This is a genomic window from Pseudomonas sp. LBUM1672 (genome assembly GCF_059695655.1).
In genome coordinates, this window is record NZ_CP166781.1 from 5,008,498 (window position 1) to 5,034,546 (window position 26,049).

Sequence of the window (26,049 nt, forward strand, 5' to 3'; positions counted from 1 at the left end):
CGGCTATATGCCGGGTTTTTTATGGCCTGGAGAAATCAGGCTGCTTGCGGATCGACGTTATCCAAGGCGCGGTTCACCGCCAACTCCGCCAGCATGATGATCTGCTGAATCGCCAACACCTTATTGCGCTGCGGGCCGATCAGGTTCGCGGCGAAATCGCTCGCCATGACGCTCGCCGAAGCCAGGGACTCGCAGGCTTGAGCCAGGAGGCTTTCGGTGTCCATGTTGGGGGTGATCATGAACATCGTGCTCGGGCGACGGGGTTTTTCGAGGTATTGGTCTGGTGGGTCAAGGTAGTAATCGAGGGCGCGTTTTATGGCTTCGTGGTCTTTGAGGAGGGTTTCGGCTTCAGTAGTTTCGGCGGCGGGTGCGATGTTGACGGGTGGGTCGGGGATCAATTTGTCCATTGAATTTCTCCAGCGTTGGAGCCTCCACTTGCCGCTTCTCACACGGCAAAGAGGTGGCAGCTATGTGCGAGGTGAGAAGACCGGTTATGGACACCCGGCCGGACCGAAGTCCGCCCGCACACAGCCGCCATAACGCAAATACTGGCAGCGAGTAAGCTGGCGGCGATTATGCGTGTACAGACACTGGATGACCATAAGTTGCCGGGCTCTCACACCCGGTCGCTGAGTTTTTCAGCGACAGCCAGAGGTTAGAGGCAGTGCTTCCTACCCGGCAACCTGAAAAATGCGTGGGAAATCGCTGTGTTTCTTACACATCTTTCAACACACAAAATGGAACGCGGAGCGTCCCGGGCGGCATTCCCACGCGGAGCATGGGAACAATCAATCGGGGGCAGGAGAAAGAGATTGGTCGGCTGTCAGGCCGCCATCGCTGGCAAGCCAGCTCCCACAGGGTTTGGTGTACATCGGCTAGAGACTGGTCGGCTGTCAGGCCGCCATCGCTGGCAGGCCAGCTCCCACAGGGTTTGGTGTACATCGGCTAGAGATTGGTCGGCTGTCAGGCCGCCATCGCTGGCAAGCCAGCTCCCACAGGAATCGGCGTGTACCGCTCGCTTCTCACCACTCATTAGGCCGAGCGTTAGCTCGCCTGCTTTTGATCTTGATCTGCCCGCCCCTTTCGGGAGGCTGAGTGGAGGTGTTCATCCGGGGAGTGGCGCGCAGCGCCGTTCGACGCAGTCGAACACGCTGCATGTAGGTCGTCGCGAAGCAGACCGGAGGGCAGTGTCCCCGGATGGATACCGGAGCGAAGGTACGCCGAGCCCAGGCGAGGGGCCGGACGCTTGGGGCGAGCCTTTTTGGGTACTTTTTTGGCGTTTGAAAAAAGTGCCTCGCCGTCAGGGCGAAACCGCCAGCTGCCGTTACCGCAGGAATGGATATGTACACCAGCAAGAGACTGGTCGGCTGTCAGGCCGCCATCGCGAGCAGGCTCACTCCCACATTTGAAACGTGTACACCAGCAGAAACCAAGCCAATCTCCGACAATGAAACGAGCATTCGGCCCCTTGCCCCCACGCCACAGCAGGCTAACATCAACAAATGGAAAAATAGTCCCAATCCCCCTCAAGTTGAAGGACCCAACTACCGACACAGTACTAATAGGGCAAATACTCAAAACAACAGCATTTCGGCCAAGCTGCTGGCAAAAAACCCTGAGGTTGATTGTCCCTTTGACTGCCTTCACGGGATTGCCAATACTCATGGCAACTTGATGCTACCCGCACGGAACAAGGAATAACCCTTTGAAGCTGGAACTCAAGAACAGCTTGTCGGTGAAGTTGCTCCGGGTCGTGCTCCTGTCGGCATTGATCGTCGGCGTAGTCTTGAGCTGCGCGCAGATCGTCTTCGATGCCTATAAAACACGCCAGGCCGTGGCCAATGATGCCGAGCGCATCCTCGACATGTTCCGCGACCCTTCGACCCAGGCCGTCTACAGCCTGGACCGGGAAATGGGCATGCAGGTGATTGAAGGCCTGTTCCAGGACGACGCCGTGCGCCAGGCCTCCATCGGCCATCCCAACGAAGCCATGCTCGCGCAAAAATCCCGTGAGTTGCAGCATTCAAACAGCCGCTGGCTGACCGACCTCATTCTTGGCAAGGAACGCACCTTCACCACCCAACTGGTCGGTCGAGGTCCGTATAGTGAATATTACGGCGACCTCAGCATCACCCTCGACACCGCCACCTACGGGCAAGGCTTCATCGTCAGTTCGGTGATCATCTTCATTTCCGGCGTGTTGCGCGCCCTGGCCATGGGCCTGGTGCTGTACCTGGTCTACCACTGGCTGCTGACCAAACCGCTGTCGCGCATCATCGAACACCTGACCGAAATCAATCCGGACCGCCCCAGCGAACACAAGATTCCGCAAATCAAGGGCCACGAAAAGAACGAACTGGGGATCTGGATCAACACCGCCAACCAGTTGCTCGAATCCATCGAACGCAACACCCACCTGCGCCACGAAGCGGAAAACAGCCTGCTGCGCATGGCCCAGTACGACTTCCTCACCGGCCTGCCGAACCGTCAGCAATTACAGCAACAACTGGACAAGATCCTGGTCGACGCCGGCAAATTGCAACGTCGGGTCGCAGTGTTGGTGGTGGGTCTGGACGACTTCAAAGGCATCAACGAACAGTTCAGCTATCAGACTGGCGACCAATTGCTGCTGGCCCTGGCCGATCGCCTGCGTGCTCACAGCGGTCGCCTCGGCGCCCTCGCCCGTCTCGGTGGCGATCAGTTCGCCCTGGTCCAGGCCGACATCGAACAACCTTACGAAGCCGCCGAACTGGCGCAAAGCATCCTCGATGACCTGGAAGCGGCGTTTGCCCTCGATCATCAGGAAATCCGCCTGCGCGCGACCATCGGCATCACCCTGTTTCCCGAGGACGGCGACAGCACCGAGAAACTGCTGCAAAAAGCCGAACAGACCATGACGCTGGCGAAAACCCGCTCGCGCAACCGCTATCAGTTCTACATCGCCAGCGTCGACACCGAGATGCGCCGCCGCCGGGAACTGGAAAAAGACCTGCGCGACGCCCTGCGCCGGGACCAGTTCTACCTCGTCTACCAACCGCAGATCAGCTACCGCGATCACCGGGTTGTGGGGGTCGAGGCGCTGATTCGCTGGCAGCATCCCGAACACGGCCTGGTGCCGCCCGACCTGTTCATCCCGCTGGCCGAGCAGAACGGCACCATCATTGCCATCGGCGAATGGGTGCTGGATCAGGCCTGCAAACAACTGCGCGAATGGCATGACCAGGGGTTCATCGACCTGCGCATGGCGGTGAACCTGTCCACGGTGCAACTGCACCACGCCGAGCTGCCGCGGGTGGTCAACAACCTGTTGCAGATGTACCGCCTGCCACCGCGCAGCCTGGAGCTGGAAGTCACTGAAACCGGCCTGATGGAAGACATCAGCACCGCCGCCCAGCATCTGTTGAGCCTGCGCCGCTCCGGCGCACTGATTGCGATCGACGATTTCGGCACCGGTTATTCGTCCTTGAGCTACCTGAAAAGCCTGCCGCTGGACAAGATCAAGATCGACAAGAGCTTTGTGCAGGACCTGCTCGATGACGACGACGATGCCACCATCGTTCGGGCGATCATCCAGCTGGGCAAGAGCCTGGGCATGCAGGTGATTGCCGAAGGCGTGGAAACCGCCGAGCAAGAGGCCTACATCATCTCCGAAGGCTGCCACGAAGGTCAGGGCTACCACTACAGCAAACCACTGCCGGCACGTGAATTGGGCGCTTACCTGAAACAGGCGCAGCGCAGCAACGCAGCTATTTTGTAGAGATCAAAAGATCGCAGCCTCGTTTCACTCGACAGCTGCTACGGGCCCATGTGCTTCTGTAGCAGCTGTCGAGTGAAACGAGGCTGCGTTCTCTTGATCTACGACACAAACCCCGCCTGAATAAGAAATATTTCCAGCCACAACCCTTTACAGATAATGCGAAAGATTTGCATTATGTCGCAGTTTTGCGCACTTGCTGCGCCATACCACCCCTCTCGAAGCAGGATGTTCGCCATGATTCGTATGCCTCTGGCTACCGCCAGTCTGTTGGCCATCGCTATTTCCCTCGCCGGTTGTGGCGAAGGCAAAGACAAAGCTGCAGCTCCAGCGCCTACACCGGCCGCCAGCACGACCGCGCCGGCGCCAGCCACCGCCCCTGCCGCTACCAGCAAAGTCGACGAAGCCGCTGCCAAAGCCGTTGTCGCGCATTACGCTGACATCGTCTACGCCGTTTACAGCGATGCCGAATCTACCGCGAAGACCCTGCAAACCGCCGTTGACGCTTTCCTCGCCAAGCCGAACGCCGACACCCTGAAAGCCGCCAAGACTGCCTGGGTTGCTGCCCGCGTTCCTTACCTGCAGAGCGAAGTGTTCCGCTTCGGCAACACCATCATCGACGACTGGGAAGGTCAGGTGAACGCCTGGCCACTGGACGAAGGCCTGATCGACTACGTCGACAAATCCTACGAACACGCACTGGGTAACCCGGGCGCCACGGCCAACATCATCGCCAACACCCAGGTTCAGGTCGGCGAAGACAAGATCGACGTCAAAGACATCACCCCGGAAAAACTCGCCAGCCTGAACGAGCTGGGCGGTTCCGAGGCCAACGTCGCCACCGGCTACCACGCCATCGAATTCCTGCTCTGGGGCCAGGACCTGAACGGCACCGGCCCTGGCGCCGGCAACCGTCCAGCCTCCGACTACCTGGAAGGCAAAGGCGCCACTGGCGGTCACAACGATCGTCGTCGCGCTTACCTGAAGTCCGTGACCCAGCTGCTGGTCAGCGACCTGGAAGAAATGGTCGGTAACTGGAAGCCGAACGTGGCCGACAACTACCGCGCCACCCTGGAAGCCGAACCGGTTGATTCCGGCCTGCGCAAAATGCTGTTCGGCATGGGCAGCCTGTCCCTGGGCGAACTGGCGGGCGAGCGCATGAAGGTTTCCCTGGAAGCCAACTCCCCTGAAGACGAACACGATTGCTTCAGCGACAACACCCACAACTCGCAGTTCTACGATGCCAAGGGTGTGCGCAACGTCTATCTGGGCGAATACACCCGCGTCGACGGCACCAAAATGACCGGCGCCAGCCTGTCGTCCCTGGTGGCCAAAGCCGACCCGGCTGCCGACACCGCGCTGAAAGCCGACCTGGCCGCAACCGAAGCCAAAATGCAGGTCATCGTCGATCACGCCAACAAGGGTGAGCACTACGACCAACTGATCGCCGCCGGCAACACCGCTGGCAACCAGATCGTGCGCGACGCCATCGCCGCGCTGGTCAAGCAAACCGGCTCGATCGAAGCCGCCGCTGGCAAACTGGGCATCACCGACCTGAACCCGGACAACGCTGATCACGAGTTCTGATCAACGCTGGCTGAATAAAAAGGCGACCTTCGGGTCGCCTTTTTCATGCCTGCCTAAACACAATCCCCTGTGGGAGCGAGCCTGCTCGCGATGAGGCAGTGTCAGTCAACATAGATGCTGAATGTAAGACCGTCATCGCGAGCAGGCTCGCTCCCACAGGGGGAATGCGGTTTTCCAGCCAAACCCTGCCCCACATCAACCAAACGATAATTCCTCTTATTCAATCTCCCCTGCCCTGTTAGACTTTGCGCCCTTGTTTTGCTCGTCTTGCAGGATGTCTGATGCCCTCGCTGCTTCTTCGCTTGTCCGCACTGTTTCTGGCCCTGGGCCTGAGTGCCTGCGATGACGCCCCGCGTTTTACCAAGGCCGAACCCGGTGAAGCCCGGTCCGGTGGCGCAGCGACCGTGCGCAAGACCGATCAGAACGCTTTCTCCCTGCCTTCCGCGAACCTGTCGCCATCACGGCGCGTGGATTTCAGCGTCGGCAACAGTTTCTTTCGCAACCCTTGGGTGATCGCTCCCTCGACCACCACCGCCCGGGACGGACTCGGTCCGCTGTTCAATACCAACGCCTGTCAGGGCTGCCACATCAAGGACGGTCGCGGTCATCCGCCGACGCCTGATGCGGCGAACGCGGTATCGATGCTGGTGCGCCTGTCGATCCCGGACGCGCCGGCGTATGCCAAAGTCATCGAGCAGCTCGGTGTGGTCCCGGAGCCGGTCTACGGCGGCCAGTTCCAGGACATGGCCGTGCCCGGCGTCACCCCGGAAGGCAAAGTGCGGGTCGATTACACCCCCGTTGCGGTCCGCTTCAAGGACGGCACCGAAATCGAGTTGCGCAAACCCAGCCTGAACATCACCCAGTTGGGTTACGGCCCGATGCACCCCGACACCCGATTCTCGGCCCGCGTTGCCCCGCCGATGATTGGCTTGGGCTTGCTCGAAGCCATCCCCGACGAGGCGATCCTCGCCAACGCCGAGGCGCAGGCCAAGGACAAAAACGGCATTGCCGGACGCCCGAACCGGGTCTGGGACGACGTGCAACAGAAAACCGTCCTGGGCCGATTCGGCTGGAAAGCCGGGCAACCGAACCTCAATCAGCAGAACGTCCACGCGTTTTCCGGCGACATGGGCCTGACCACCACTCTGCGTCCCTTCGACGACTGCACCGATGCGCAAACCGTCTGCAAACAGGCACCCAATGGCAACGGCCCGAATGGCGAGCCGGAAGTCAGCGATAACATTCTGCGCCTGGTGCTGTTCTACAGCCGCAACCTCGCTGTGCCGGCCCGTCGCGACGTCAACGCGCCCGAAGTGCTGGCCGGCAAGAACCTGTTTTTCCAGGCTGGGTGCCAGTCCTGTCACACACCGAAATACACCACCGCCGCCAACGCCGCTGAACCTGAACTGGCCAATCAAGTGATTCGCCCTTACAGCGATCTGCTGCTGCACGACATGGGCGACGGTCTGGCCGACAACCGTACCGAATTCCAGGCCAGCGGCCGCGACTGGCGCACCCCGCCGTTGTGGGGCATCGGCCTGACGCAGGCGGTCAGTGGCCACACCCAGTTCCTGCATGACGGCCGCGCCCGCAATCTGCTTGAAGCCGTGCTCTGGCATGGCGGCGAAGCGAAAGCGGCCCAGCAACAGGTTTTGTCTTTCAATGCCGAGCAGCGCGCTGCGTTGCTGGCGTTCTTGAATTCCCTTTAAACCGTATTCCATAACGGGAGCCCGACATGTTCCGTCCCAAATTGTTGTTCACCAGCCTTGCAGCACTCGCCCTCGGCGCTTGCTCGCCACAGGACCCGCAAGCCGTCACCTCGGCCGCCATCGCCAAATCGGTGATCCTGCCGACGTACACCCGCTGGGTTGAAGCCGATCGCCAATTGGCCGTCAGCGCCCTCGCCTATTGCGAAGGCAAAGAAAACCTCGACACCGCCCGCGCCGACTTCCTGCACGCGCAGAAAGCCTGGGCCGAGTTGCAACCGCTGCTGATCGGACCGCTGGCCGAAGGCAATCGCGCCTGGCAGGTGCAATTCTGGCCGGACAAGAAAAACCTGGTCGGCCGTCAGGTCGAGCAACTGGTCACCGCGCAGCCGCAGATCGATGCCGCCGCGTTGGCCAAGTCCAGCGTCGTGGTGCAAGGCCTCTCGGCTTACGAATACATTCTGTTCGACAGCAAGCCGGACGTGGCCAACGACGCACAGAAAGCCAAGTACTGCCCACTGCTGAAAGCGATTGGCGAGCGTCAGAAACTGCTGGCCGAAGAGATTCTGCAAAGCTGGAACAACACCGACGGCATGCTCGCGCAGATGAGCAAATTCCCGAACCAGCGCTACGCCGATTCCCACGAAGCCATCGCTGATTTGCTGCGTGTTCAGGTCACCGCCCTCGACACCCTGAAGAAAAAACTCGGCACGCCGATGGGCCGCCAGAGCAAAGGCGTGCCGCAACCGTTCCAGGCCGATGCCTGGCGCAGCCAGTCGTCCTTGGCCGGCCTTGAAGCCAGCCTCGCCGCAGCCAAAACCGTGTGGGAAGGCGTCGACAACAAAGGCCTGCGCGGCCTGTTGCCGAGCGAGCAGAAACCGTTGGCCGACAAGATCGATGCCGCTTACGCCGCGTCCCTGAAACTGTTCGCCAGCAATCAGCGTCCGTTGGCCGACATGCTCAACGACGATGCCGGCCGCCAGCAACTCAACGATATCTACGACAGCCTCAACGTTGTCCATCGCCTGCACGAAAGCGAACTGGCCAAGGCGCTGGGCATCCAACTGGGCTTCAACGCCAACGACGGTGACTGATGAGGGCGAGTGCCATGCTGCGACGTCAGGCTCTGACTTTAGGTAGTTTGCTGCTGGGAGCAGTGACACTGGGCGGCTGGACGCTGTTCAAGCAAAAGGACAAGAGCCCGCTGCTGCTCTCGGCGCGGGACGATGGCGACGGCAAGCATTACGCCGTCGGTTATCGGCTGGACGGCACCCGGGTGTTCGCCACCCAGGTCGGCCAGCGTTGCCACGACATCATCAATCACCCGACGCTGCCGATCGCGCTGTTCGTCGCCCGGCGTCCGGGCACCGAGAGTTACCTGATCGACCTGCGTGACGGCACGCTGCTGCAAACCGTGGCCTCGCTGCCGCACCGGCATTTCTACGGTCACGCGGTGATTCACAAGAGTGGCGACTGGCTGTACGCCACCGAGAACGACACCTCCGATCCGGGTCGCGGATTGTTGGGTGTGTATAAGTTCGAAGGTGAGCGGCTGGTGCACAGCGGCGAGATTTCCACCCATGGCATCGGCCCGCATCAGGTGTCGTGGATGCCGGATGGCGAGACCCTGGTGGTGGCCAACGGCGGCATTCGCACGGAGGCTGAAAGCCGGGTCGAGATGAACCTCAACGCCATGGAACCGAGCCTGGTATTGATGCAACGCGACGGCACCCTGCTGAGCAAGGAAACCCTCGCCCAGCCGATGAACAGCGTGCGTCATCTGGGGATCGCCAGCGACGGCACCATCGTCGCCGGTCAGCAGTTCATGGGGCCGTCTCACGAGTCTTCAGAGTTGCTGGCGATCAAGCGTCCCGGCCAACCGTTCGTGGCGTTCCCGGTGCCTGAGCATCAGCTGCAGGCGATGGGGCATTACACCGCCAGCGTGGCGGTCCATAGCGACTTGCGGCTGATCGCGTTGACGGCACCACGGGGCAACCGATTTTTTATCTGGGACATGGACAGCGGTGAAGTGCGCCTGGATGCGCCGCTTCCCGATTGCGCCGGGGTGGGTGCCGTGGCCGATGGCTTTGTCGTGACCTCGGGTCAGGGCCGCTGCCGTTACTACGATTGCCGCCAGACAAATCTGGTAGCAAAACCGCTGGAGCTGCCGGCGGGGCTCTGGGATAACCACCTGCACCTCATCTGAGCCCGTTTCCTGTGGCGAGGGAGCTTGCTCCCGCTGGGCTGCGAAGCGGCCCCAAAATGGGACTGCTGCGCAGTCCAGCGGGAGCAAGCTCCCTCGCCACAGGTTATTCATCGTTCGTTCGTCCCCTTTGAGTGACAGGCGCTCGAAGGCCTTGCCTGTAATTTCTACCAGTTGGAATCACCCTGCGACTCAGAGTAATGTGCCCCACTGTCTCACCTGATTTTCTCCAAGGAAGTGGAAATATGCTGCGTCGCCGCATGCTGATCATGTTGGGTATCGTTCTGCTGATCGTGCTGGTCCTGGCCGGTTACAAAGCCTTCTCCATCTACACGATGATCCAAGGCTTCTCCGCGCCGAAACCGCCGATCAGTGTCGCCGCGACCACTGCCACCGAACGCCCGTGGCAAGCACGCCTGCCAAGTGTCGGCACCCTCAAGGCGCTGCAAGGCGTGGACCTGAGCCTGGAGACCGACGGCACCGTCATCGACTTGCAGTTCGAATCTGGCCAGAAGGTCAAGGCCGGCCAACCACTCCTGCGACTCGACAGCGCCGTGGAAAGTGCCTTGCTGGAAACGGCTCAGGCCGACCTCGGACTGGCCCAACTCGATTACGGTCGCGGCAGCCAACTGGTCGGCAGCCAGGCCATTTCCAAAGGCGAATTCGACCGATTGTCGGCGGTGCAGAAAAAGAGCAAGGCCACGGTCAATCAACTCAAGGCTGCGCTCGGCAAAAAAAGCATCGTTGCGCCCTTCAGCGGGACGATCGGCATTCGTCAGGTGGACATTGGTGACTATGTCGCCACCGGCACCATGATCGCCACCCTGCAAGATCTCAGCAGCCTGTATGTCGACTTCTTCGTGCCCGAACAGTCGATACCGAAGATCGGCATCGGCCAGTCGGTGCAAATCATTGTCTCGGCCTACCCGACAGAGACCTTCCCCGGCACCATCAGCGCAATCAACCCGAAAGTCGAAAACAGCACCCGCAACGTGCAGGTCCGCGCGACCCTGGCCAACCCCGACGGCAAACTGCTGCCGGGCATGTTCGCCAGCCTGCAGGTGATGCTGCCCGACCCGCAACCGCGCATCGTCGTGCCGGAAAGCGCGATCACGTACACGCTGTACGGCAACTCGCTCTACGTCGTCGCGCAGAAAAAAGCCGAAGACGGCAGCGTCGAAAAAGACGACAAGGGCCAGCCGATCCTGATCGCTGAACGGCGTTTCATCGAAACCGGCGAGCGCCGCGACGGGTTGGTGATGATTACCAAAGGCGTGCAGAACGGCGAAAAAGTGGTCACGGCCGGTCAGATCAAACTGGACAACGGCGCACACATTGCCATCAGCGACGACAAGACCCTGACCGATAAGAACAGTCAGCCACGTACTGACTGATCAAGGAATCCTCATGGCTTTTACTGACCCGTTCATCCGCCGCCCGGTGCTCGCCACTGTGGTCAGCCTGTTGATTGTGCTGCTGGGCTTCCAGGCCTGGAGCAAGCTGCCGCTGCGCCAATACCCGCAAATGGAAAACGCCCTGATCACGGTGACCACGGCCTACCCCGGGGCCAACGCCGAAACCATCCAGGGTTACATCACCCAACCGATGCAGCAAAGCCTGGCCAGCGCCGAGGGCATCGACTACATGACCTCGGTCAGTCGCCAGAACTTCTCGGTGATCTCGATCTACGCGCGCATCGGCTCCAACAGCGACCGCTTGTTCACCGAGCTGCTGGCCAAGGCCAACGAGGTGAAAAACCAGCTGCCGCAGGACGCCGAAGACCCGGTTCTGAGCAAGGAAGCCGCCGACGCCTCGGCACTCATGTACATCAGTTTCTTCAGCAAGGAACTGAGCAACCCGCAAATCACCGACTACCTGTCGCGGGTCATCCAGCCAAAACTGGCGACCCTGCCGGGCATGGCCGAAGCCGAGATTCTCGGCAACCAGGTGTTCGCCATGCGCCTGTGGCTGGACCCGGTGAAGCTGGCCGGTTTCGGCCTGAGCGCCAGCGACGTGACCAACGCGGTGCGCCAGTACAACTTCCTCTCCGCCGCCGGTGAAGTGAAAGGCGAGTACGTCGTCACCAGCATCAACGCCAACACCGAGCTCAAATCCGCTGAAGCATTCGCCGCGATTCCGCTGAAGGTCGAAGGTGACAGTCGCGTGCTGCTCAGCGATGTGGCGCGGGTCGAGATGGGTGCGGAAAACTACGACTCGATCAGTTCGTTCGGTGGCACTCCTTCGGTGTACATCGGCATCAAGGCCACGCCGGGCGCCAACCCGCTGGACGTGATCAAGGAAGTGCGCAAGATCATGCCGGAGCTGGAAGCCCAGCTGCCACCGAATCTCAAGGGTGAAATCGCCTACGACGCCACGCTGTTCATCCAGGCCTCGATCGATGAAGTGGTGAAAACCCTCTTCGAAGCGGTGTTGATCGTGATCGTGGTGGTGTTCCTGTTTCTCGGGGCGCTGCGTTCGGTGGTGATCCCGGTGGTGACCATTCCGCTGTCGATGATCGGCGTGATGTTCTTCATGCAGATGATGGGCTACTCGATCAACCTGCTGACCCTGCTGGCGATGGTGCTGGCGATCGGTCTGGTGGTGGACGATGCCATTGTGGTGGTGGAAAACATTCACCGGCACATCGAGGAAGGCAAGACGCCGCTGGATGCGGCCATCGAGGGCGCCAGGGAGATCGCGATGCCGGTGGTCTCGATGACCATCACCCTGGCGGCGGTCTATGCGCCGATCGGTTTCCTGACCGGGCTCACGGGGGCGCTGTTCAAGGAGTTCGCCCTGACGCTGGCAGGGGCGGTGGTGATCTCTGGCGTGGTCGCGCTGACCCTGTCGCCGATGATGTGCGCGCTGCTCCTGCGCCACGATGAAAACCCCAGCGGCCTGGCCCATCGCCTGGACCTGATTTTCGAAGGCCTCAAGCGCCGATACCAAAGCATGCTCCACGGCACCCTGAACACACGGCCGGTGGTGCTGGTGTTCGCGGTGATCGTGCTGTGCCTGATTCCGGTGCTGCTCAAGTTCACCAAGTCGGAACTGGCCCCCGACGAGGATCAGGGCATCATTTTCATGCTGGCCAACGCCCCGCAACCGGCCAACCTCGACTACCTGAACACCTACACCGACGAATTCATCACGATCTTCAAGGAGTTTCCCGAGTACTACTCATCGTTCCAGATCAATGGATTCAACGGCGTGCAGTCGGGGATTGGTGGTTTCCTGCTCAAACCGTGGAACGAACGCGATCGTACGCAAATGGCAATCCTGCCCGAGGTCCAGCGCAAACTGGAGAGCATTTCGGGGTTGCAGATCTTTGGCTTCAACCTGCCCTCCCTGCCCGGCACGGGCGAAGGGTTGCCGTTTCAGTTCGTCATCAACACGGCCAACGATTACGAAGCGCTGCTGCAAGTGATGGACCGGGTGAAAAAACGCGCGATGGAGTCCGGCAAGTTCGCCTTCGTGGACGTAGACCTGGCCTTCGACAAACCCGAAGTGGTCGTGGATATCGATCGTGCCAAGGCTGCGCAAATGGGCGTGTCCATGCAGGACCTTGGCGGAACACTGGCGACGCTGCTGGGTCAGGCGGAGATCAACCGTTTCACCATTGAAGGTCGCAGCTACAAAGTCATCGCTCAGGTCGAACGACCTTTCCGGGACAACCCGGACTGGTTGAACAACTACTACGTGAAGAACACCCAAGGCGAACTGCTGGCCCTGTCGACCCTGATCACCGTCACCGACCGCGCCCGTCCACGGCAGTTGAACCAGTTCCAGCAACTCAACTCGGCGATCCTGTCGGGGGTGCCGCTGGTGAGCATGGGTGAAGCCATCGACACCGTGCGCCAGATCACGCAGGAAGAGGCGCCGGCCGGATTTGCCATGGATTACGCCGGCGCATCGCGCCAATACGTGCAGGAAGGCAGCGCGCTGTGGGTGACCTTCGCCCTGGCGCTGGCGATCATCTTCCTGGTGCTGGCGGCCCAGTTCGAAAGCTTCCGCGATCCGTTGGTGATCCTGGTGACCGTGCCGCTATCGATCTGCGGCGCCTTGATTCCGCTGTTCCTGGGGTGGTCGAGCATGAACATCTACACCCAGGTCGGGTTGGTGACCTTGATCGGGTTGATCAGCAAGCACGGCATTCTGATCGTCGAGTTTGCCAACCAGCTGCGCAAGGAGAAAGGCCTGACACCTCGTGAGGCTGTGGAGGAAGCGGCGGCTATTCGATTGCGCCCGGTGTTGATGACCACGGCGGCGATGGTATTCGGCATGGTGCCGTTGATCATCGCCACGGGCGCGGGCGCGGTCAGTCGGTTTGATATTGGCATGGTGATCGCAACGGGGATGTCGATCGGCACGTTGTTCACGCTGTTCGTGCTGCCATGCATCTACACCCTGCTGGCCAAACCCGACGCCAAAGAACACCCATAAACCCTGTGGGAGCCAGCCTGCTGGCGATGGCGGTCCGCCATTCAGCATTGTGTTGAATGACACACCGCCATCGCCAGCAGGCTGGCTCCCACACTGGTCTGGTGCAAGGCTTTAAGTTCGGGCACAAAAAAAGGCCTCGCATTTGGCGAGGCCTTTTATTTTGGCTTCAATCTGTTCAACTCTGCGGCCTCATTCCTTGAGAAAGTCCGAACATGAACAGCAATAAATCATGATCGGGTCGGGATGCCTCGGATGCCTTCGCTACCCGAGGCAACGGACAGTGAGCATCGGCGCTCACTGAACTGAGGACTTGCGTGCGGGGCTGCTCCCACGCCGCCACCGCCAATGAAGCAACTGCCAAGGCTCCTATCAGAAACACACCTCGTGCAATTTCTAGTTTCATTGCTATAAACCTTTGATAGCGCTGCCAAACGCCGTCTCATAAAAATAGACGAGTTTGCGCCAGTCTGCCGTGCTGAACGACGAGTGGCGGCGCAGCTGCTTCATGTCATGAGCAGCCGCGCGATAGGCAGTCAAACGCTGTCGGCATTTCTCCAGATCGATCAAGGCAATCTCGACCTTGGCCGAGTCATCTTCACCCGTGACCCGCACAAATACGTGCTTGATGTAGATGCAGCTGTGCTGCCATCGACCCTTGTGCATGCGGGCAAGATTGTCGGCCAGATCCTTCAGGACGCGATCATGAACCACTTCGCCGTGGCGCTCGCGACCACCGCCGGCGTACCAGTGTTCGATTTCCTCGAAGCCATCCAGCGACTTGGTCACCAGCAAGGCGCGCCATTTGTGCACAGGGTCGCGCTGTGCGCCGCAGAAAACGATTTCCGGAACGCGCACGTCAAGCGCGCGAAGGCCAATGAGCGCGTCGCGCTCGCGCAACACGGTCGGGCGACCGAACGGGTGCAGCCAGCTGCGATAGATATGCCCGGTCTGCCGCTTGGCGTAGAGCAGCTGTCCATCACTGCCCATGACACGCTGCACGCCACTTTCTCCGCCGCGACGGACGTTGGGTTCTTCTACCCACTCACCGCGCTGATTCCAGAAATAGTCGAAGCGGTCCTGAGAAGCGACGTCCGTTTCTGCTGCACATTGCACTGCCATCCTGTTACCTCTTGCGTAATACGTAAACTCGCCACATGGCATAGAGCGGTAAAAAGTCCAGTTGTTCCTGAATACGGAACCCTGCCTGTTCGAACTCCTTTTCTACCGTGGCCGCCGGTAACACAAATCGGTTTTGGTAACCTTCCTGCCCACGCCGTTTCTCTGAGCGCTTGCGTTTCCAGGCCTTGAAATTGCCGTCCACCCACAACGAAAGGATCACGCTGTCACGCGTGACTCGTTCAAATTCGCGCAGGATGGCCAGTCGATGCTCGGATTCACCGATGTGATGGAGCAAACGCATGCAGAAAATGCTGTCGACTGCATTGTCAGGCAAGGCAATGTCGAATGCGGAAGTGTGCAAGGGTTGTACCCGTTTCACCACGTCGGCCGGTTGCGCCTGGGTGGCAATCTTCAACATCGACTCGGAGTTGTCGGCCCCGATGATCGCGCGATTGGCTTTTTCCGCCAGCAAGGGCCAGAAACGCCCCGCCCCACAGGGTAAATCGAGGACCAGCCCGGGCTCGCCGACCAGCGCCAGCGCCTTTCGCGCCAACTGCTCGTCACGCCAGTGGGATAGCTTACGACCGAGGCCATCCTGGTGCTTCTGCAAATACCTTTGAGCGTGTTGATCGTCGTACTTTTCGGAAAAATCGAGTTTGATCGGGCCGTCCATCATTAAGGTCTCCTGAACTTCTGATGACACCTACCATAGGTAGCGTAGTGTCAGTGTCAGGTCATGCCTTTGTGAAAAAATTGTTATGTAAACGCGCAATCATTTCAAGGTTTTTCAGGATGCTCGGAGCCGCGATTCTTGAGCGTCGCTATTGGTGGCCCAACTCCACCTGAAAACGACAGCCATTAGGTTCCATATTGGTCAGGCTGACGTTCCAGCCCTGGTTCTCGCAGATCCGCTGTACCAGCGACAGGCCAAGCCCCAGGCCCTCGCCGCGCTTTTCGCTGCCACGCACAAAAGGCTCGAACATGGCCTCGCGTTTTTCCTCGGGAATACCTACGCCACTGTCCTCGACCATGAACCCCGTGGCCGTGAGGGTCAGGCGAATGAATCCCTGTTCGGTGTAATGCAGTGCGTTACGCAACAGGTTGCCCATGACGGCGTGCAAGAGGGTTGCGTTGTAGCAGGTGCCGAGCGGATTGCCCGGTTCGAAGATCAGCTTCAGCCCCTTGGCTTCAATCGGTTCGCGCCACTGGTTGAGCAGGCCGTCGGCGACCTGCCCCAGGGTCTGCTGCGGCGCGATGCTGGCGTCTTCGCGCTGGGCCCGGGCCAGCATCAGGAACGTTTGAACCAACTCGCGCATCTCCGCGCAGGCGCGGGCAATCCGCTCGACCTGAGCCCGACCACGCTGGTCGATACCGGGGTTTTCCAACAGCAACTCACAGGAACTGGCCAGCACCATCAATGGCGTGCGCAGTTCGTGGCTGACGTCGCTGGTAAACAATCGCTCGCGGGTCAGCGCCTGGCGCAAACGCCCAAGGGTGGCGTCGAAAGCAACAGCCAGCTCGCCCACTTCGTCGGCGGCATAATCCGGCGCCAAGGGAGGGGCCAGCCCCAGCAGTTGATCGCGGTGACGCACCTGGCGGGCAAGGCGCACCACCGGCGCCATCACTTTTCGCGCCAACACCCAGCCGAGAAAGACCGCCAGCGCCAGGCTCAGCACGAAGCCCACCAGCACCACGGCAAACAGTACCCGCTCACGCTCTTCGAAATCGCTCTGGTCCTGAAGCAAGACGTAACGCCGGCCATCGACGATTTCGACCATCGCGTGATACGACAGCTGTTCGCGAAAGACCTCGTGGAAACCGGAATCCAGATGCCGCAAATCCTTGGGCAGCTCGAAGTCCCCCGGTCCACCGCTGAAATAGAACAGCTGGTCCGGCTCGGGACGATGGCTCCAGTCCGAGACGCTGTCCATCAGCAGCAGCCGTTGCAAATCGCCGCCCAGCCCGGCCGAAATCAGCTTTTCTTCCACCAGGTGCACGGTCGCCACAATGCCCATGGCGAAGGCGCCCGCCACCAGCGCACTCATCAACGCAAAGGCAATGATGATCCGTTGAGCAAGGCTCTGCTTAAACTCCATCACGGCCCTCGGCCAAGCGATAACCCACACCGTGCACGGTTTGCAGCAAAGGCTTGGCGAACGGCTTGTCGATCACCTGACGCAGTTGATGGACGTGGCTGCGCAGGCTGTCGCTGTCTGGGCAGTCATCGCCCCACAGGGCTTCTTCGAGAATCTCGCGGCGCAGTACATGCGGGCTTTTCTGCATCAGCACGGCCAGCAACTTCAGGCCAACCGGGTTGAGTTTCAGCAGGCGACCTTCGCGGGTCACCTCCAGGGTGTCGAGGTCGTAGCTCAAATCGCCGACCTGCAAGGCGCGCCGACCGCCACCCTGTGCACGCCGCATGACCGCTTCGATACGCGCAGCCAGTTCAGACAGGGCGAACGGTTTGATCAGGTAGTCATCGGCACCGGATTTGAAGCCTTGCAACCGGTCGTCAAGCTGATCGCGCGCGGTGAGCATGATCACCGGCGTGTCGCGGCGGGCGTCTTCGCGCAGGCGTTTGCACAAGGTATAGCCGTCGATGCCGGGCAACATGATGTCGAGCACGATCAGGTCATAGTGCTCGGTGGCCGCCAGGTGCAGACCCGACAAACCGTCCTGCGCGCAATCCACGGTGTAGCCTTTGAGCCCCAGGTAATCGGCCAGATTGGCCAGGATATCGCGGTTGTCTTCAACCAATAGAATTCGCATGGGCACCTCCTCCGTACACAGTAACGGCCGTCATGGCCCGCGCAGCTTAAGGCCAAGTGTGGCTCAGGGCTAGGATTGCGTGCAGTTGCCAATCCAATAGAAATGCAGAGAACGGCTTAACAAGTTTTTCACTATCGATTCACACACCGACGACAGTGCGGGGCTCAGACTCCGCGCGGATGCGCTTTTCAGAACCCTTCACCAACCAAGGAAATGCCATGGCTTCGACCGCTGCCCGCCCCGCTTCCAGGCCCCTCAATTTTTGGGTATGCCTGGGGGTGCCCGCTATCACGGCGATCATTTTGGTGCTGCTTGAACTGACGTCCCTGGACATGGACCTGGCCAAACTGTTCTACGACCCGGTTGCCGGGGAGTTCATCGGGCGCCACAGTTACTTCCTTGAGAACATTCTGCATGACCGCGCCAAGCAGGTGGTCATCGCGTTTTCGGTGTTTGCGATTATCGGCTTTATTGGCTCGTTTTTTATCGTCAGGCTCAAGCCGTTCAAACGCGAACTGGGCTGCCTGGTGTTGTCGCTGGCGCTGGCGACCTCATTCGTGACGCCGGTCAAAGCGGTGACGGCTGTGCAGTGCCCTTGGAGCCTGGAGCAATTCGGCGGCCATGAAACCTACAGCGAACTGCTCAGCCCGCGTCCGCAAACCGACAAACCTGGACGTTGCTGGCCCGGAGGCCATGCGGCGACCGGGTTTACGTTGTTTGCGCTGTTTTTTGTACTGCGTGACCGTCGTCCGCGGCTGGCGCGCCAGGCGTTTGTGTTTGCGTTTGCACTGGGGACGGTGTTTTCGGTGAGCCGGATGATGCAGGGGGCGCACTTCTTTTCGCATAACGTGTGGACGGCGGTTTTTTGCTGGCTGATTTGTTTGGGGTCTTACTACTACATCCTGTATCGACCGGCGGGCAAGGCTGAGCGAGTGGCCAAAGCACAACAAGCTACAGCCTGAAACACAGATCCAAATGTGGGAGCGGGCTTGCTCGCGAAGGCGATGTGTCAGACAACATTGATGTCGACTGACACTCCCTCTTCGCGAGCAAGCCCGCTTGTGTCTTGCGCAGGGATTAGGATGAGGATGAGAGCAATAAAATGTATGGTCAGCCCATCTCCTGCAACCTCATGGGCTGTTTTCGGTAAAGCTGGCTTGCGCTAATGTATCCGGGCTCATTGTGAGCGTTGCTGCAACAACGCTCGGCCCTCGATGAGTAGCCGCTCCCGACTGTCCTGAAAAAACCCTCAGCCTCTAAAGCTGATTTTATTGCCAGGTTCTCAGTCGGGCCGTTTGCCGTTTACTGTCATCAGTCAGTGACGTCGCAAAAGCCGGTAGTAAAGCTGTACGTTCAAGCGTTCGGATGTGGGTCGTACTGGCCGCCTTTGGCCAGTACCGCCCACACTATGCGCGCCAGTTTGTTCGCCAGCGCGCACGCGACAACATTGGAGTGGCGACGCGTCAGCAGCTCTCGAACCCAGGGCCCCAAGGCGTCTTCCCGCTTATCGATATGCTGCATGATGGATCGCGCGCCCTGCACCAGCAGTTGGCGGATGTGCTTGTCGCCTCGCTTGCTGATCCCCAGAAGCACTGTCTTTCCGCCCGTCGAATATTGCCTCGGCACCAGCCCTAGCGAAGCGGCAAAATCGCGTCCACTTCGATAGTTCGACGCATCGCCTACATCGGCCAATACCGCACTGGCGGTGATGGGACCGATGCCAGGAATACTCTGCAAACGACTTCCGGCATCGTCTTCTTTCAACTGTTGCTTTAGATCGGACTCGATGTCCTTGATTTCATCATTCAGCAGTTGAATTTGATAATGGAGGCGCATCACCACGCCCTTCAGACGCAATGGAACCGGGTGTTGTGGATCGTCCAGCAGCGCCGGCACGCGGTGCAATGCAGTTGCGCCAATGGGTAGGCTGATGCCGAATTCCAGTAAAAAGCCATGAATCTGGTTGGTCGCGACGGTGCGATGGCCAATCAAGGAATCTCGGACACGATGCAGGGCTGAAAGCGTTTGCTGCTCTGCGGTTTTGATCGAGCAGAAGCGCATCGCGGGGCGGCTCGCCGCCTCGCAAATCGCTTCGGCATCAATGAAGTCGTTTTTGTTGCCTTTGACGAACGGTTTGACGTGCTGCGGGGCGATCAGCTTCACCTCGTGGCCCAATGCACCGATCTGTCGAGCCAGCCAGTGGGCGCCACCGCACGACTCCATCACCACCGTGCACGCCGGTAACTGGGCCAATGTGCTGAGCAATTGGCCGCGGTTGGTTTTCTTGCGCAATACCTGATGACCTTTGGCGTCCTGGCCATGTAGGTGGAAACTGTGTTTGCCAATGTCGATACCGAGAAGCGTCATCGTGTTCATGAGAGATCCTCCGCCGAAAACGAGAAAAGCCCTGCAAGCGTAAACCTGCAGGGCTTCTCGGTCAGGCTGACCGTCTCATTAAACCCCGCCGGCTCATCGCCGGCGGGGTTTTTATGTACGGGGTAAGGCTGGCTTACATCATGCCGCCCATGCCGCCCATACCGCCCATGTCTGGCATACCGCCGCCAGCTGGACCGTCTTCCTTGATCTCGGCGATCATGGCTTCGGTGGTGATCATCAGGCTGGCAATCGACGACGCCGCTTGCAGAGCCGAACGGGTCACTTTAGCCGGGTCCAGGATGCCCATTTCGATCATGTCGCCGTATTCACCGGTGGCAGCGTTGTAACCGTAGTTACCCGAACCCTGCTTGACCTTGTCGACAACTACGCTTGGCTCGTCACCGGAGTTGGCAACGATCTGGCGCAGTGGCGCTTCAACAGCGCGACGCAGCAACTGGATGCCAACGTTCTGGTCATCGTTGTCGCCTTTCAGCTCGGAGATAGCCTGCAGAGCGCGAACCAGTGCCACGCCGCCGCCAGGTACCACGCCTTCTTCAACGGCTGCACGGGTAGCGTGCAGGGCGTCTTCAACGCGGGCTTTCTTCTCTTTCATTTCAACTTCGGAACCGGCGCCAACCTTGATCACTGCAACGCCGCCGGACAGCTTGGCCAGACGCTCTTGCAGTTTTTCACGGTCGTAGTCGGACGAAGTGTCAGCCACTTGCTGACGGATCTGCAGAACGCGAGCCTGGATATCAGCTTCAACGCCGGCGCCGTCGATCACGGTGGTGTTTTCTTTGGACAGGATCACGCGCTTGGCATTACCCAGGTGTTCCAGGGTAGTGCTTTCCAGGCTCAGACCGATCTCTTCGGAGATAACGGTACCGCCAGTCAGAACAGCGATGTCCTGCAGCATGGCCTTGCGACGGTCGCCGAAGCCTGGAGCCTTGACGGCTGCGACTTTAACGATGCCACGCATGTTGTTCACAACCAGAGTCGCCAGGGCTTCGCCTTCAACGTCTTCGGCCACGATCAGCAGTGGACGGCCGGCTTTGGCAACGGCTTCCAGTACTGGCAGCATTTCGCGGATGTTCGAGATCTTTTTGTCGACCAGCAGGATCAGCGGACCGTCGAGCTCGGCAGTCATGGTCTCTGGCTTGTTGACGAAGTACGGGGACAGGTAGCCACGGTCGAACTGCATGCCTTCAACAACCGACAGTTCGTTTTCCAGGCCCGAGCCTTCTTCAACGGTGATCACGCCTTCTTTACCGACTTTTTCCATGGCTTCGGCAATGATGTCGCCGATGGAGCTGTCGGAGTTGGCCGAGATAGTGCCGACCTGAGCGATGGCCTTGGTGTCAGCGCAAGGCTTGGACAGGGCTTTCAGCTCTTTGACGATAGCGATGGTCGCTTTGTCGATGCCGCGCTTCAGGTCCATCGGGTTCATGCCGGCAGCGACGGCTTTCAGGCCTTCGTTGACGATCGATTGAGCCAGAACGGTAGCGGTGGTGGTGCCGTCGCCTGCGTCATCGTTGGCACGGGAGGCAACGTCTTTGACCAGCTGCGCGCCCATGTTTTCGAAGCGATCTTTCAGCTCGATTTCTTTGGCAACGGACACGCCGTCCTTGGTGATGGTCGGAGCGCCGAAGCTCTTCTCGATGATCACGTTACGGCCTTTAGGGCCCAGGGTCGCTTTTACTGCGTCAGCCAGGACGTTGACACCGGCGAGCATTTTCTTGCGGGCGGAATCGCCGAATTTAACTTCTTTAGCAGCCATGATCGATATTCCTTAAATACTTTGTAGTAGCGGGAAAATGGGCGGGGAATCAGCCTTCGACAACAGCGAGGATTTCGCTCTCGCCGATGACCAGCAGGTCTTCGCCGTCAACTTTCACAGTGTTGCTGCCGGAGTAAGGGCCGAACACAACCTTGTCACCCACTTTCACGGACAGCGCACGCACTTCACCGTTTTCCAGGACTTTGCCCGGGCCTACAGCGAGGACTTCGCCCTGGTTTGGCTTTTCAGCAGCCGAACCTGGCAGGACGATACCGCCAGCGGTTTTCTTTTCTTCTTCGCTGCGACGGACGACGACGCGGTCATGCAGAGGACGAAGCTTCATTGTCGATCTCTCCTAATTGTGGTTTTCATCGGCCGGTGTATTCCCGGCGGGTTTAACAAATCCGGCGGTGCCGGGTGCGGTTCGTCAAGCGAACCGCGGAAGTCTGTCTGGCGTGATCGCCAGAAACCTTGCGGTGACCGTTACATAAGGGCGCATAAGCTTATTACAAGGGCGGGGATCGAAATTTTTTGCATCAATGCCCCGAAAACGAACACGGCACCCGAAGGTGCCGTGCAGCTGAAACGCTTTACTTGGAATCGCGGTGTTCGAACTCGCCTTCGATCACGTTGGGCTCGCGACCCAGCGGCTGCTGGGGAGCAGGACCGCCACGTGGTTGAAGATCGTCGGCGAACGCACGCTGACGGATCGCGGCCTCTTCGGCGCGCTGGCGCATTTTATTGGCCAGCAGTCGGCGGGAGATCGGCAGCAGCATGATCAGACCCAGCACGTCCGAGACGAAGCCAGGCAGGATCAACAGACCGCCCGCCAGGGCCAGCATCAAGCCTTCGAGCATGGTCTGGGCTGGCAACTCGCCGCGGTTCAGGCTTTCACGAGCACGCAACGCGGTGGCCAGACCGGCGATACGCAGCACGAACACGCCGAGCATCGAGCCGAGAATGATCAGCAGCAGGGCCGGGAAAAACCCGATAGCCCCGCTGACCTTGACGAATACGAACAGCTCCAACACCGGAAACAGTACAAAGAGCAATAAAAAAGGGCGCATCAAATGGTTCCTCAACGCAAGAATGCCTTGCCAGTCTTCCCTAGATGACGTCGCCGTTTCGTGAATTCAAGCGTCGGCCACTTCATTTTTCGGCCAATGCTCGGCGTGAGCCAGGAAAACCAAGGCTTCGCGCACTTGTGTCGGCGTATTACAAGTTGCCTGGAACGGCAGCCAGTACAGGGCCTGACCAATGCGCAGGTGCATGCCTTCGCTGTCGATACCGGCCAGTTGCGCCGGTTCGGTTTTCGGCAGCCCCGCCAAATCGACGTAGTGGGCGATTGCTTTGGCGTGATCGGCATTCATGTGCTCGACCATGCTCAGTTCGGCTTTGCCGGCGAACGGGTTGGCCAAGGTCAGATGATCAACCCAGTGAATCGCGCCGAAACCGCCGATGTAACGGTGACGCACAGGCTTGAGCACCCAGAAATCGAAATCGTGGGCCTTGTGGTAGCTCTGTGAATCCGGGAAATAGCGGTAGTAACGCTCGGCCGCCGCTTCGATCGCGACCTCGTCTTCGAGTTTTTCTGCTTCAGCCAGGTAAGTCAGGCGACCAACGGCTTGCACGTCGTCAGCCTCACGCTCGCCCACAAACAGCGAGCATTTCGGATCTTTCTGCAGGTTATGAGTGTGCTGGGCGATGCGACTGATAAGGATCAGCGGCCGTCCTTGCTCGTCCAGGCAGTAAGGAACGACGGAGCCAAACGGGAAGCCGGGCATCGACTTGGAGTGCGTCGACAGCACTCCGCGGTATTCCTTGAGAAGCAATTCTCGGGCATTCTTGGCCGCTTCAACGCTCAATTTATGACTCCTTATATAGAATCCGTCGAAAAAACGGACAGGCGCCTGGGGATAAGTTCCAGTACGTCATCGGGGCAGTTCTCATGTGCAACCAGGCCACATCAGGTGCAGATCGAGAGGCCCTCTAGGAAGGAAAACCACTCTGAACCTGCTATTGGGGCATGCGAATGCAACTCACTGACAAAGTAATCATTATCACTGGCGGTTGCCAGGGTTTAGGCCGTTCCATGGCCGAGTATTTCGCGGGCAAAGGCGCAAAGCTGGCGCTAGTGGATTTGAACCAGGAAAAGCTCGACGACACCGTCGCGGCGTGCAAAGCCAAGGGCGTAGAAGCCCGTGCTTACCTGTGCAACGTTGCCAATGAAGAGCAAGTGACGCATATGGTTGCCCAGGTGGCCGAAGATTTCGGCGCGATTCATGGCCTGATCAACAACGCCGGCATCCTGCGCGACGGCTTGCTGCTGAAGGTCAAGGATGGCGAAATGACCAAGATGAGCCTGGCCCAATGGCAGGCGGTCATCGACGTCAACCTGACCGGCGTGTTCCTGTGCACCCGTGAAGTCGCGGCAAAAATGGTCGAACTGAACAACAGCGGCGCGATCATCAATATCTCCTCGATCTCCCGCGCCGGCAACGTCGGCCAGACCAACTACTCCGCCGCCAAGGCTGGCGTGGCCGCGGCGACCGTGACCTGGGCCAAGGAACTGGCGCGTTATGGCATTCGCGTGGCGGGCATTGCCCCGGGCTTTATCGAAACCGAGATGACCTTGGGCATGAAGCCTGAAGCCCTAGAGAAGATGACAGCGGGGATCCCGCTCAAGCGCATGGGCAAACCAGAAGAGATCGCGCATTCGGCGGCGTACATCTTCGAGAACGACTACTACACCGGCCGGATTCTGGAAATGGATGGCGGGCTGCGGATCTAAAGCCCCGATTGATCAATGTGGGAGCTAGCCTGCTAGCGACTGCGGTGGTTCAGCCAACATATTTGTTGAATGTGAATCCGCTATCGCTAGCAGGGCTAGCTCCCACAGTTGATTGTGTTTCAGTTCATCAATCGTCGCTGATGGTGATGTTCGGCATCGCCGGCGTTGCCGCTTCCTGCAACACAATCCGCGCGCCGACGTGGCGGGCGAGTTCCTGGTACACCAGCGCAATCGGGCTGTCCGGCTCGGCGATCACCGTTGGCTTGCCGCCATCGGCCTGCTCGCGGATAGCCATTGCCAGCGGCAACGACGCCAGCAGTTCGACGCCATACTGATTGGCCAGCTTCACCCCGCCACCTTCACCGAACAAATGCTCGGCGTGCCCGCAGTTGGAGCAGATGTGCACGGCCATGTTTTCCACCACGCCCAGTACCGGAATGTTGACCTTGCGGAACATCTCCACGCCTTTGCGCGCGTCCAGCAGCGCCAGGTCTTGCGGGGTAGTGACGATGACGGCACCGGCCACCGGGACTTTCTGCGCCAGGGTCAGCTGGATGTCACCGGTGCCCGGCGGCATGTCGATGACCAGGTAATCCAGATCGCCCCAGGCGGTTTGCGTGACCAGTTGCAGCAGCGCGCCGGAGACCATCGGCCCGCGCCAGACCATCGGGGTGTTGTCGTCGGTCAGGAAGGCCATGGACATCACTTCCACGCCATGGGATTCGATCGGCACGAACCATTTCTGATCCTTGACCTTCGGTCGGGTGCCTTCCGGGATACCGAACATGATGCCCTGGCTCGGGCCGTAGATATCCGCGTCGAGAATCCCGACCTTGGCGCCTTCACGGGCCAGTGCCAGTGCGAGGTTGGCGGCGGTGGTGGATTTGCCCACGCCCCCCTTGCCGGACGCCACGGCCACCACGTTCTTGACGTTGGCCAGGCCCGGAATCTGCGCCTGGGCCTTGTGTGCGGCGATCACGCTGGTGATGTCAACGCGAGCGCTCGTCACGCCGTCGAGACCTTCGATCGCCATTTGCAGCATCTGCGACCAGCCACTTTTGAACAGGCCGGCGGCGTAACCCAGCTCCAGCTGAACGCTGACGCGATCGCCCTGGATGTCGACGCTGCGCACGCACCCGGCGCTGACCGGGTCCTGGTTCAGGTAAGGGTCGGTGTATTGGCGAAGGACGGCTTCCACCGCTGCGCGATTGACGACGCTCATGGGCAACTCCGATAGCAAGACTGGAAAATCAGGCGGGTATCGTACCTGTTCTCACGCACGGACGGCATGCTTTCAGGATATGCCAAATAAGCCATGGTCGAATGCGACCTGTAGCAGCTGGCGAAGCCTGCGTTCGGCGGCGCAGCCGTCGTAAAACCAGACACTGCGGTGTTTCAGGTAGTCCGAGTTGCCCGGATTCACGACGGCTGCGCCGCCGAACGCAGGCTTCGCCAGCTGCTACAAAGGTCCGCAGTGACCGGTCGCGGGGGTGAAAAATATGCGCCGGCGCTTTATAGTGGCCG

At 59.7% G+C, this 26,049-nt stretch carries 22 protein-coding genes; 10 read left to right on the top strand and 12 right to left on the bottom strand.

Translation table 11 applies throughout. The annotated features are described in order from the left end of the window. Window positions 1–35: 35 nt before the first annotated feature. Window positions 36–407, bottom strand: a complete 372-nt coding sequence (locus ACA053_RS22895; protein ID WP_497393773.1) for a DUF6124 family protein — start codon at window positions 405–407, stop codon at window positions 36–38. Between the two features lie 934 nt (window positions 408–1,341). On the opposite strand from ACA053_RS22895, the gene ACA053_RS22900 reads away from it, so the two are divergent. The 8 genes from ACA053_RS22900 (at window position 1,342) to ACA053_RS22935 (ending at window position 13,693) form a co-directional block, all read left to right on the top strand. Beyond that, a complete protein-coding gene (locus tag ACA053_RS22900) occupies window positions 1,342–1,701 on the top strand; it encodes a hypothetical protein (protein ID WP_497393775.1) in 360 nt (119 codons plus the stop codon). 4 nt (window positions 1,702–1,705) lie between these two features. After that, complete coding sequence (locus tag ACA053_RS22905; RefSeq protein ID WP_497393776.1) at window positions 1,706–3,757, top strand: putative bifunctional diguanylate cyclase/phosphodiesterase; 2,052 nt, start codon at window positions 1,706–1,708, stop codon at window positions 3,755–3,757. Window positions 3,758–3,991: 234 nt separating this feature from the next. Then, a complete protein-coding gene (locus tag ACA053_RS22910) occupies window positions 3,992–5,341 on the top strand; it encodes an imelysin family protein (RefSeq protein ID WP_497393777.1) in 1,350 nt (449 codons plus the stop codon). 281 nt (window positions 5,342–5,622) lie between these two features. After that, window positions 5,623–7,050: a di-heme oxidoreductase family protein gene (locus tag ACA053_RS22915; protein ID WP_497313333.1), complete on the top strand. Its 1,428-nt coding sequence runs from the start codon at window positions 5,623–5,625 to the stop codon at window positions 7,048–7,050. Window positions 7,051–7,076: 26 nt separating this feature from the next. Then, window positions 7,077–8,141: an imelysin family protein gene (locus ACA053_RS22920; RefSeq protein ID WP_497393778.1), complete on the top strand. Its 1,065-nt coding sequence runs from the start codon at window positions 7,077–7,079 to the stop codon at window positions 8,139–8,141. Window positions 8,142–8,155: 14 nt separating this feature from the next. Continuing rightward, window positions 8,156–9,253 carry a DUF1513 domain-containing protein gene (locus ACA053_RS22925; protein ID WP_497313337.1) on the top strand — a complete coding sequence of 366 codons (1,098 nt, stop codon included), beginning with the start codon at window positions 8,156–8,158 and terminating at the stop codon, window positions 9,251–9,253. Between the two features lie 242 nt (window positions 9,254–9,495). Beyond that, window positions 9,496–10,644 (top strand): efflux RND transporter periplasmic adaptor subunit, encoded by a 1,149-nt coding sequence (locus ACA053_RS22930; RefSeq protein ID WP_109634409.1) that lies wholly within the window; start codon window positions 9,496–9,498, stop codon window positions 10,642–10,644. Window positions 10,645–10,657: 13 nt separating this feature from the next. Next, window positions 10,658–13,693 carry a multidrug efflux RND transporter permease subunit gene (locus tag ACA053_RS22935; protein ID WP_109634411.1) on the top strand — a complete coding sequence of 1,012 codons (3,036 nt, stop codon included), beginning with the start codon at window positions 10,658–10,660 and terminating at the stop codon, window positions 13,691–13,693. 175 nt (window positions 13,694–13,868) lie between these two features. Here ACA053_RS22935 and ACA053_RS22940 read toward each other — a convergent pair whose 3' ends face one another. The 5 genes from ACA053_RS22940 to colR form a co-directional block, all read right to left on the bottom strand. Continuing rightward, window positions 13,869–14,096 (bottom strand): hypothetical protein, encoded by a 228-nt coding sequence (locus ACA053_RS22940; RefSeq protein WP_109634413.1) that lies wholly within the window; start codon window positions 14,094–14,096, stop codon window positions 13,869–13,871. Window positions 14,097–14,098: 2 nt separating this feature from the next. After that, complete coding sequence (locus ACA053_RS22945) at window positions 14,099–14,812, bottom strand: lipopolysaccharide kinase InaA family protein (RefSeq protein ID WP_497313341.1); 714 nt, start codon at window positions 14,810–14,812, stop codon at window positions 14,099–14,101. A gap of 4 nt (window positions 14,813–14,816) precedes the next feature. Next, on the bottom strand, window positions 14,817–15,485 hold the full coding sequence (locus tag ACA053_RS22950; RefSeq protein WP_109636200.1) for a class I SAM-dependent methyltransferase: 669 nt from the start codon (window positions 15,483–15,485) through the stop codon (window positions 14,817–14,819). Window positions 15,486–15,633: 148 nt separating this feature from the next. Further along, on the bottom strand, window positions 15,634–16,908 hold the full coding sequence (locus ACA053_RS22955; RefSeq protein WP_497313343.1) for a sensor histidine kinase: 1,275 nt from the start codon (window positions 16,906–16,908) through the stop codon (window positions 15,634–15,636). Further along, window positions 16,898–17,581 carry a two-component system response regulator ColR gene (gene colR, locus ACA053_RS22960; protein ID WP_054045155.1) on the bottom strand — a complete coding sequence of 228 codons (684 nt, stop codon included), beginning with the start codon at window positions 17,579–17,581 and terminating at the stop codon, window positions 16,898–16,900. Before colR ends, ACA053_RS22955 begins: the two co-directional genes overlap by 11 nt. Window positions 17,582–17,799: 218 nt before the next feature. On the opposite strand from colR, the gene ACA053_RS22965 reads away from it, so the two are divergent. Next, on the top strand, window positions 17,800–18,543 hold the full coding sequence (locus ACA053_RS22965) for a phosphatase PAP2 family protein (protein WP_497313345.1): 744 nt from the start codon (window positions 17,800–17,802) through the stop codon (window positions 18,541–18,543). 391 nt (window positions 18,544–18,934) lie between these two features. Here the strand turns inward: ACA053_RS22965 and ACA053_RS22970 are convergent, their stop codons facing one another. The 5 genes from ACA053_RS22970 to ACA053_RS22990 all read right to left on the bottom strand — a co-directional run bounded on the left by ACA053_RS22970 (window position 18,935) and on the right by ACA053_RS22990 (window position 23,599). After that, window positions 18,935–19,957, bottom strand: a complete 1,023-nt coding sequence (locus tag ACA053_RS22970) for an IS110 family RNA-guided transposase (RefSeq protein ID WP_497393779.1) — start codon at window positions 19,955–19,957, stop codon at window positions 18,935–18,937. A 133-nt stretch (window positions 19,958–20,090) separates the two neighbouring features. After that, window positions 20,091–21,734 (bottom strand): chaperonin GroEL, encoded by a 1,644-nt coding sequence (gene groL / locus ACA053_RS22975; protein ID WP_008155543.1) that lies wholly within the window; start codon window positions 21,732–21,734, stop codon window positions 20,091–20,093. Between the two features lie 49 nt (window positions 21,735–21,783). Next, window positions 21,784–22,077: a co-chaperone GroES gene (locus ACA053_RS22980; RefSeq protein ID WP_017340553.1), complete on the bottom strand. Its 294-nt coding sequence runs from the start codon at window positions 22,075–22,077 to the stop codon at window positions 21,784–21,786. A 247-nt stretch (window positions 22,078–22,324) separates the two neighbouring features. Then, window positions 22,325–22,801 carry an FxsA family protein gene (locus ACA053_RS22985; protein WP_497313348.1) on the bottom strand — a complete coding sequence of 159 codons (477 nt, stop codon included), beginning with the start codon at window positions 22,799–22,801 and terminating at the stop codon, window positions 22,325–22,327. A 66-nt stretch (window positions 22,802–22,867) separates the two neighbouring features. Then, a complete protein-coding gene (locus ACA053_RS22990; RefSeq protein WP_109634420.1) occupies window positions 22,868–23,599 on the bottom strand; it encodes a HugZ family pyridoxamine 5'-phosphate oxidase in 732 nt (243 codons plus the stop codon). A 167-nt stretch (window positions 23,600–23,766) separates the two neighbouring features. Between ACA053_RS22990 and ACA053_RS22995 the strand changes: the two genes are divergently transcribed. Continuing rightward, window positions 23,767–24,525, top strand: a complete 759-nt coding sequence (locus ACA053_RS22995) for an SDR family oxidoreductase (protein ID WP_077749886.1) — start codon at window positions 23,767–23,769, stop codon at window positions 24,523–24,525. Between the two features lie 127 nt (window positions 24,526–24,652). Here the strand turns inward: ACA053_RS22995 and apbC are convergent, their stop codons facing one another. Further along, entirely contained in the window at window positions 24,653–25,747 is a 1,095-nt protein-coding gene (gene apbC, locus ACA053_RS23000; RefSeq protein WP_497313352.1) for an iron-sulfur cluster carrier protein ApbC, read from the bottom strand. Between the last annotated feature and the right edge of the window lie 302 nt (window positions 25,748–26,049).

Coding starts and splice junctions, on each gene's coding strand:
- ACA053_RS22895 (WP_497393773.1), bottom strand. CDS start 407: ATGGACAAATTGATCCCCGACCCACCCGTCAACATCGCACCCGCCGCC.
- ACA053_RS22900 (WP_497393775.1), top strand. CDS start 1,342: ATGTACACCAGCAAGAGACTGGTCGGCTGTCAGGCCGCCATCGCGAGC.
- ACA053_RS22910 (WP_497393777.1), top strand. CDS start 3,992: ATGATTCGTATGCCTCTGGCTACCGCCAGTCTGTTGGCCATCGCTATT.
- ACA053_RS22915 (WP_497313333.1), top strand. CDS start 5,623: ATGCCCTCGCTGCTTCTTCGCTTGTCCGCACTGTTTCTGGCCCTGGGC.
- ACA053_RS22920 (WP_497393778.1), top strand. CDS start 7,077: ATGTTCCGTCCCAAATTGTTGTTCACCAGCCTTGCAGCACTCGCCCTC.
- ACA053_RS22925 (WP_497313337.1), top strand. CDS start 8,156: ATGCTGCGACGTCAGGCTCTGACTTTAGGTAGTTTGCTGCTGGGAGCA.
- ACA053_RS22930 (WP_109634409.1), top strand. CDS start 9,496: ATGCTGCGTCGCCGCATGCTGATCATGTTGGGTATCGTTCTGCTGATC.
- ACA053_RS22935 (WP_109634411.1), top strand. CDS start 10,658: ATGGCTTTTACTGACCCGTTCATCCGCCGCCCGGTGCTCGCCACTGTG.
- ACA053_RS22940 (WP_109634413.1), bottom strand. CDS start 14,096: ATGAAACTAGAAATTGCACGAGGTGTGTTTCTGATAGGAGCCTTGGCA.
- ACA053_RS22945 (WP_497313341.1), bottom strand. CDS start 14,812: ATGGCAGTGCAATGTGCAGCAGAAACGGACGTCGCTTCTCAGGACCGC.
- ACA053_RS22950 (WP_109636200.1), bottom strand. CDS start 15,485: ATGGACGGCCCGATCAAACTCGATTTTTCCGAAAAGTACGACGATCAA.
- ACA053_RS22955 (WP_497313343.1), bottom strand. CDS start 16,908: ATGGAGTTTAAGCAGAGCCTTGCTCAACGGATCATCATTGCCTTTGCG.
- colR (WP_054045155.1), bottom strand. CDS start 17,581: ATGCGAATTCTATTGGTTGAAGACAACCGCGATATCCTGGCCAATCTG.
- ACA053_RS22965 (WP_497313345.1), top strand. CDS start 17,800: ATGGCTTCGACCGCTGCCCGCCCCGCTTCCAGGCCCCTCAATTTTTGG.
- ACA053_RS22970 (WP_497393779.1), bottom strand. CDS start 19,957: ATGAACACGATGACGCTTCTCGGTATCGACATTGGCAAACACAGTTTC.
- groL (WP_008155543.1), bottom strand. CDS start 21,734: ATGGCTGCTAAAGAAGTTAAATTCGGCGATTCCGCCCGCAAGAAAATG.
- ACA053_RS22980 (WP_017340553.1), bottom strand. CDS start 22,077: ATGAAGCTTCGTCCTCTGCATGACCGCGTCGTCGTCCGTCGCAGCGAA.
- ACA053_RS22985 (WP_497313348.1), bottom strand. CDS start 22,801: ATGCGCCCTTTTTTATTGCTCTTTGTACTGTTTCCGGTGTTGGAGCTG.
- ACA053_RS22995 (WP_077749886.1), top strand. CDS start 23,767: ATGCAACTCACTGACAAAGTAATCATTATCACTGGCGGTTGCCAGGGT.
- apbC (WP_497313352.1), bottom strand. CDS start 25,747: ATGAGCGTCGTCAATCGCGCAGCGGTGGAAGCCGTCCTTCGCCAATAC.